A 4708-nucleotide genomic window follows, 5' to 3' on the forward strand; every position below is an offset into this window, starting at 1 on the left:
CCTTAAAATTCAGGGGGTGGCAAGTTTTTTGCATTCATTCCCCTATAAATCAAGGGGTTATTAACTTTTTACTATAGATTATTTGACAATACGCAGGATAGTTGGAGGGTGCATCAATGAATAAGATGAAAGATTATACACGAACATTTAAGGAAACTGGGATGTATATTCCGATTAAAACAAATGAAGCACCAACAAAACAGGCAAAGGTGTCTTTTGGAAAAGTAACGGAATCCATTGCAACGAAAAAAGTTCGTGAGAGAAATGAGCGAATAATTGAATGGCTTCAACTTAATAAAAATGGAAGATATGGGTTGCTCCACCTTTTTGGTCGATGCCAAGGATAACTAAAGGGGTGGAAGCATTAACGTTTATTTAGAAGGGGAGTGTCGATGATGCAAGAAATGCTACTGTGCCATTTATTAATAAATTATTTTGGGGAAGAAAAACACTTGTAGAATTCAGTTCTGCAAGTGTTTTTTTGTGGTCTTTTGACTATAGGAAATGGAAATAAACAAGGAATAATTTTATTAAAAGGATGAGTGATGATATGGAAAAGAAAATTTTAATGAGGGTTTTAGATGAAGAAGATGTAGTTAAGGAAAAAGAATTCGGTAGATACATAAGGGAAAAAAGATTAAAAAGAGGTTTTACCCTTTCCCAAGTGGCAGTCAGGTTAGAAATTTCTACTAATTATGTCTCGCAAATTGAAAGAGGTGTTAGGGAGGTAACGGATGACTTAGTAGTGGGTTTTGCAGCACTTTATAACGTAGAACTGGATAAGTTATTTTGGATGTCAGGGAAAATTCCTGTGGATGTGAGAAAGTTAATCATGAAAGATAAGGACTTGCAAAATGCCCTTTCCTACATTCATAAATTTGGACTATCTACGGAACGGAAGGAAAGGTTAACGAAAGAATTTCTGAAGTTAATAAAAACTGAAATAAAAAATAACCATGAATTTATATAAAGGGGGGAGTTGGATTTTGAAAATACTTGCTGGAAGAGCTGGATTTAATTTTGTAAGTTTTACAGGGGAAAGGTATCAATCAATATCACGATTTAAGGATGGGAAAATCACTGCGGAAATCCGATTAAAAAAAGAGAATAAGAAAATAGTCGTTGCCCTTTCGAAGATACCTTTTGTTCGTTCTTTTGCCATGATATTTGATTTAATGATTGAATTTTGGAGGAGGTTTTTATTTGCGATAATAGTCTTGTTTTTAATGGAGATTTTAATCATAAGTAAATTAAATTATCACTTTATATTTACTATCCCAATAATTAATTTTCCAACGATGATGTTTGGCTTTTTAGTTATTGCTAGTCTTATCATAAAAAACACTTCTATCGGGAGGTATCACGCTGCAGAGCATATGGTCGCAAACGCTTATGGGAAAGGTCATAATTTAACGTTGGAGAAGGTAAAGAAGCAACCGAGAACGCATAATGATTGCGGTACAAATCTAGTGGTTTCCGTTTTCATCTGTTTCTATTTACTATCTATGATACTTGGTGACACATTTTGGTTATTCCTGGTTTCATGGAGTATTGGGTTCGAACTTTGGAGAAGTGAACCAAAGGGAATATGGAACTTGGTCCGATTAGTTGGAAAAGCGACACAATACCTTCTCTTTACCTCAATGCCTAGAGAAAAGCATTTAATTGTAGCAATAGAGGCAATTAGAAAGTTAGAAGAGAAAGAGTTAGCAAACAATCAGAACCATTAATTAATGGAAGCAGCAAGGACCATCATCGCAAATATTCAGGAGGAAATAGATGGATAAGCTAAAGCAGAATGCGGGGGATGTGCAAATGGATTTTAATAAAATATTAGAGTCAAATCAATTGTTTGATATTGACTTAAATATAAATAAACACAACGTTAATAATGAGGTGCTTGGTGCTAACTTATTATTTTGGCATGTTTATTTAGATAATTTGCTAATAGTTAAAAAGTTATTAGAAAAGGGTGCTGATCCAAATCAAACGGATATACATGGTAGAATCCCACTCGAAGTTGGAGCATATTATGGGCTATTTGAGATATGCAAAGTACTATTAGAAAACGGGGCTAAAATAGATGAGTACTGTATTCGATGAGCAAAACATGGATGGAATGAGAAATGTCAAATTGAAGTACTTAAATTATTGGAGGAATGGCAGAATAAATAAAATGTATTTGGCAAGTAAAAAATGTATGAAATGGCATTTAAAAATGCATGCCACTTGTCGCCTCCAATTATTGCTGTATTAATGATTCTTTATAACGAAAACTCTCACCGTTAAAAAGTAGTAAATGTGAATGATGAATAAGTCGATCAATCACAGCCTCTGTTAATATTGGATCCCCAAAAACATGATTCCATTGTCCAAATTGAAGGTTGGTAGTAATCACCAAGCTTTTGTTTTCATAACACATAGATATCACCTGAAACAATAACTCTGCACCTTCTTTGTGAAGAGGAATATAGCCTAGTTCATCTAATATAAGTAAATCCAGTCTTTCAAGCTGTTTAATCAGCCTGGGGAGGGAACCATTTTGGTTCGCCTCTATTAATTTATTTGCTAAAGATGCCAACGTAAAGAACTTCACTTTGGTGCCATACCTATGTATGGCATTTAAGCTAATTAATGTTGCCAAATAAGTTTTCCCTGTGCCGACTCCACCATATAAAATCAGATTTTCCTTTTCATGAATAAATTCCCCTTGGAGGATCTTATCACGATCAATCCCTTGAGGGATTTGAATATGTTCCCATTGAAAAGGTTGGTCGCCTGTCTTTGGTAATTGTGCTTGCTTTAGTAATAAGTTCACTTTTCTTTCCTCTCTATTTTCAACCTCCCTTTCAAATAATTGAAGAAGATAGTCATAATTATTTTCAGCTTTAATTTCATGGTAATGCTCTCTTATCCAACTTAACTTCAAGCGTTTGGCATGTGCTTCAATTTGCTCTTTCATCAAGATACACCTCCGCTTTGAAGTAAAGAATCATAATGAGAAAGCCCTCTGGTTGCCGCAGGCATAGTTGGTAGATTAATAGCTGGACTTATCTCTTTATATGTATTGCTTTGATTTATTACAGTGTAAAAACAATGCTTGATTTGATCCGTACTTGGATGGCCATGAGATGAAGCCATCGTAAGAGCTTCATTGAGTAATGAAAAATCATCATTCTTTAAAAGTTCTCCTAATAGGCGTAAAGCATTTTTTTGTTCTTCTTCTGTACAGTTCTTTAAATAGTCCGTCCAAATAGATGGAAACTGGTTGTAAATACTTGAATATTTTATAGCTCTTGGTCGTTTGGACAATAAATCTAGATAAGGCTGCCAAATCATAGATTTCCGCCTTACACCATAGAGTCTGGTGTGTTTGGCAATCACTTCGTTATCTTCGTTCAAAATGGCAATTTCGTTATAAGTAATACGGACTCTAATTTTTTGTTGCGCAAACCTTGGAGATGTCGAATATTGTTTTGTATCTACATTGACGATTCCATATTTGTCTGATTTCAATTCCTCATATCGAGCACATTCAAATCCCTTTTCAGGCAACTTAAGAAAGCTATTTAAATCCTCTTCAAACAATTTTGACTGAAGGATCTTTTTATCGTAATGTAGTCGATCACGATCTTTTTCTGCCATTTCCCATAATGTTTCATTGAAATGATCAACGTTTATAATCCTATTTTCCGGTAATAAAAAGTTGTTTCTTACATATTTCACCATGGCTTCTACATGGCCTTTTTCATTGCCTTTACCTGGATTACAAAACTCATACTGAAAACCAAAGTGTAATACAAAGCGTTCAAATGTATCTGTTAATTCACGTTCCCCTTTAGAAAATATTTTGTTCACTGCAGGGGATAAATTATCAAATCGTATCGTCTTCGGAACCCCGCCCATATGTTGAAACATCCGTTGTAAACCTTCCAATAAGCATTCTGTATTTTCCGAAGGAAAAACTTGAAAATAAAAGCTATTACTATACGGAAACGACATCACTAAGTACGGTAAATCGATCGTTTCTGAATCATAGTTAAATGGCCCAGTTCCAAAGTCAACTTGAGCTGTACCTGGTATAGATTCAAGAGGTAAGGCTACTTCTGTCATCGATTCCTTTAATTCCTTTATTCTTTTGGATACATAATCGCGTACAGTGCGGTCTGACCCTGTAAAGCTATGAAAATCTCTTAATTGCTCATACATTTTTTTAGCTGTTCTCTGATACTTCTTTTTCTTCTTTAAATCTTCTTTAATCCACTTATCTATAATGGGCTTAACTGGCTCCATTACCCGTGCTTTTCGTTTTTGCTTTTTCTTTCTTTTGAACTCTTCCTGATTTGCATACTTACTAACTGTACGTGGGTCAACTTCCATTCTCCTTGCCACATCGGCATAGGATTCACCTTTTTGATTTACCTCATGTCTGATATAATCAATTTGTGCCACTGCTAACATCTCCTAATAACCTCCTGTCGAACGTTGTTGGTCCAACGAGGAGTTTAAAGTTATTTGGAGGAGTTGGCAAGTGGCGTATTTAATTTATGTATGCCCTACGGGCCATACATAAATTAAATGCCAATCCCTACATTATTAGTTTGCCATAAACAACAATCTTAATCGCCTCGAATTATTCCATACGGATCGGGGCAGTGAGTTTAAAAACAAGCTTATCGATGAGGCTCTTAAAGTCTTTGGCATTGAG

At 35.0% G+C, this 4708-nt stretch carries 6 protein-coding genes; 4 read left to right on the forward strand and 2 right to left on the reverse strand.

Features of this window, described 5'->3' with window-relative positions; translation table 11 throughout:
- The first annotated feature begins 116 nt into the window (after window positions 1-116).
- From J2Z23_RS22000 to J2Z23_RS22015, 4 genes are all read left to right on the forward strand, one after another.
- Entirely contained in the window at window positions 117-347 is a 231-nt protein-coding gene (locus J2Z23_RS22000; RefSeq protein ID WP_209975373.1) for a hypothetical protein, read from the forward strand.
- A gap of 203 nt (window positions 348-550) precedes the next feature.
- Entirely contained in the window at window positions 551-970 is a 420-nt protein-coding gene (locus tag J2Z23_RS22005) for a helix-turn-helix domain-containing protein (RefSeq protein WP_209975376.1), read from the forward strand.
- 16 nt (window positions 971-986) lie between these two features.
- On the forward strand, window positions 987-1730 hold the full coding sequence (locus J2Z23_RS22010) for a DUF1385 domain-containing protein (RefSeq protein ID WP_209975378.1): 744 nt from the start codon (window positions 987-989) through the stop codon (window positions 1728-1730).
- Between the two features lie 49 nt (window positions 1731-1779).
- Window positions 1780-2103: an ankyrin repeat domain-containing protein gene (locus tag J2Z23_RS22015; RefSeq protein ID WP_209975380.1), complete on the forward strand. Its 324-nt coding sequence runs from the start codon at window positions 1780-1782 to the stop codon at window positions 2101-2103.
- A gap of 139 nt (window positions 2104-2242) precedes the next feature.
- Here J2Z23_RS22015 and istB read toward each other — a convergent pair whose 3' ends face one another.
- Both istB and istA read right to left on the reverse strand, forming a co-directional pair.
- Window positions 2243-2962, reverse strand: coding sequence for an IS21-like element helper ATPase IstB (gene istB / locus J2Z23_RS22020; RefSeq protein ID WP_064467641.1), 720 nt, complete (start codon window positions 2960-2962; stop codon window positions 2243-2245).
- Entirely contained in the window at window positions 2962-4461 is a 1500-nt protein-coding gene (gene istA, locus J2Z23_RS22025; protein ID WP_209975382.1) for an IS21 family transposase, read from the reverse strand. The genes istB and istA overlap by 1 nt, the downstream gene beginning before the upstream one ends.
- Window positions 4462-4708: the final 247 nt, after the last annotated feature.

Origin of the sequence: Lederbergia galactosidilytica, from assembly GCF_017873565.1 — a bacterium.
Lineage (GTDB): Bacteria > Bacillota > Bacilli > Bacillales > Bacillaceae_C > Lederbergia > Lederbergia galactosidilytica.

Coding starts and splice junctions, on each gene's coding strand:
- J2Z23_RS22000 (WP_209975373.1), top strand. CDS start 117: ATGAATAAGATGAAAGATTATACACGAACATTTAAGGAAACTGGGATG.
- J2Z23_RS22005 (WP_209975376.1), top strand. CDS start 551: ATGGAAAAGAAAATTTTAATGAGGGTTTTAGATGAAGAAGATGTAGTT.
- J2Z23_RS22015 (WP_209975380.1), top strand. CDS start 1,780: ATGGATAAGCTAAAGCAGAATGCGGGGGATGTGCAAATGGATTTTAAT.
- istB (WP_064467641.1), bottom strand. CDS start 2,962: ATGAAAGAGCAAATTGAAGCACATGCCAAACGCTTGAAGTTAAGTTGG.
- istA (WP_209975382.1), bottom strand. CDS start 4,461: ATGTTAGCAGTGGCACAAATTGATTATATCAGACATGAGGTAAATCAA.